We start from the raw sequence: 1,841 nt of genomic DNA on the forward strand, positions 1-1,841 counted from the left end.
AAAGCACAGAGACAGCTCATATGGATGTCTGTTCCTCTGCTTGCGTACATTATCATCTTTGCTTATGTGCCTGTCTGGGGCTGGACGATGGCTTTCCAGGATTACAAACCGGCCAGAAGTTTCTCGCAGCAAACGTGGGTAGGATTTAAGCATTTTCAATTTTTGTTTACCGATGACAATTTCTTGCGTGTGCTCCGCAATACGCTGGCCATGAGTATCATCAACATGATTTTGGGTTTCGTTACCGCTATAGTTTTGGCATTGTTACTCAATGAGATCAAGAAGGTCATGTGGAAGCGGACGGTACAAACCATCTCTTATCTTCCTCACTTCTTATCATGGATTATCGTGACCGGCATCGTAGCGACATCGCTTGCTTCTGACGGCATTATCAACGATATCCTCATGAGACTGCACCTCATCAACGAGCCGATCTTGTGGCTGACGGAAGGAAAGTATTTCTGGGGCGTTGTGGCAAGTTCTCATATTTGGAAAGAAGTCGGGTGGAGCACCATTATTTATTTGGCGGCCATGGCCTCGATTGACCCGGCACAGTATGAAGCTGCCGATATTGATGGCGCCAATCGATATCAAAAAATGTGGAATGTCACCTTGCCGGGAATCAAGCCTACCATTGTCATCCTGTTGATTATGTCGATTGGACATATTCTGGAAGCCGGCTTCGAGGTCCAGTATTTGCTGGGTAACGGATTGGTTGTTGACTGGGCGGAAACGATTGATATCTTCGTGCTCAAATACGGGATTGCACAGGGCAACTATTCGCTCGCAACTGCAGGCGGAATATTTAAGACCGTGGTCAGCATTACGATGTTACTTGTAGCGAATTGGACCGCCAAGCGGCTTGGGGAAGAGAGGCTGTTATAATGACGAAAAAAACACCATTGTCTGGTTTAGGAAATACAGCGGCGCTTTCCGTTCGCCGCCCGGGTGGCAGAGGCATGGAACCGTTTCTGTTTAACACCTTTAATACCATCTTCATGGTGCTGCTGGTGATTGTGACGTTATATCCATTTTTGAACACGATTGTGGTTTCATTTAATGCAGGGAATGACACCATTCGAGGAGGCTTATATTTGTGGCCCCGCGATTTCACCCTGCAGAATTACAAAGCCGTATTTGCATCAGGCACCATTTATAATGCATTTTTGATTTCCGTTGCACGTACAGTACTATCCACCGTTCTGAACATTTTCTTGACCACCATGTTGGCATACACACTGAGTCGGCGCGATTATATTTTCCGCAAGCTGATTACGACCATTTTTGTGCTGACGATGTATTTCAATGCCGGGCTAATTCCGGGGTACTTCCTGATGAAGGATCTGCATTTGATTAATTCCTTCTGGGTGTATGTTTTACCATCGCTGATTAGTGCGTTTAACCTGATCGTTATTCGTACCTATATTTACACGATCCCTGAAAGCTTGATTGAATCAGCCAAAATTGATGGAGCAGGCGACTTCAGAATTTTCTGGAGAATTATTTTTCCACTGTGCAAACCTGTGCTAGCGACCATTGCGCTCTTTGTCGCAGTCGGCGCGTGGAATTCCTGGTTCGATGCTTTTCTGTACACGTCATCACGTCAAGAGCTCAGTACACTGCAATACGAACTGATGAAGCTGTTGTCTTCTAGTATGAACGCGAACAGTAATCCTTCCGTTGCCAACGGCGTGGGGGTGGAGCATTCCACACAGGTAACGCCCATTTCGATTCGTGCTGCAGTTACGATTGTCGCTTCTGTTCCGATCTTGTTGGTGTATCCGTTTATGCAAAAATACTTTGTCGTTGGACTAAATGTAGGGAGTGTGAAGGAATAGATG

Annotated in this window: 2 protein-coding genes; both read left to right on the plus strand. The window is 46.0% G+C overall.

The genetic code is table 11. The features are described 5' to 3' along the window. The coding region (locus HP548_RS00460; protein WP_246317846.1) for an ABC transporter permease at positions 1-885 on the plus strand (885 nt) is incomplete at its 5' end. Next, positions 885-1,838: a carbohydrate ABC transporter permease gene (locus HP548_RS00465; protein ID WP_076288856.1), complete on the plus strand. Its 954-nt coding sequence runs from the start codon at positions 885-887 to the stop codon at positions 1,836-1,838. The genes HP548_RS00460 and HP548_RS00465, both read left to right, overlap by 1 nt. Positions 1,839-1,841 lie beyond the last annotated feature (3 nt).

This window comes from Paenibacillus taichungensis, assembly GCF_013359905.1.
In the GTDB taxonomy this organism is placed as follows: domain Bacteria; phylum Bacillota; class Bacilli; order Paenibacillales; family Paenibacillaceae; genus Paenibacillus; species Paenibacillus taichungensis.

What these genes read in the sequence shown, in the direction of transcription:
- HP548_RS00465 (WP_076288856.1), top strand. Translation starts at nt 885, where the DNA reads ATGACGAAAAAAACACCATTGTCTGGTTTAGGAAATACAGCGGCGCTT.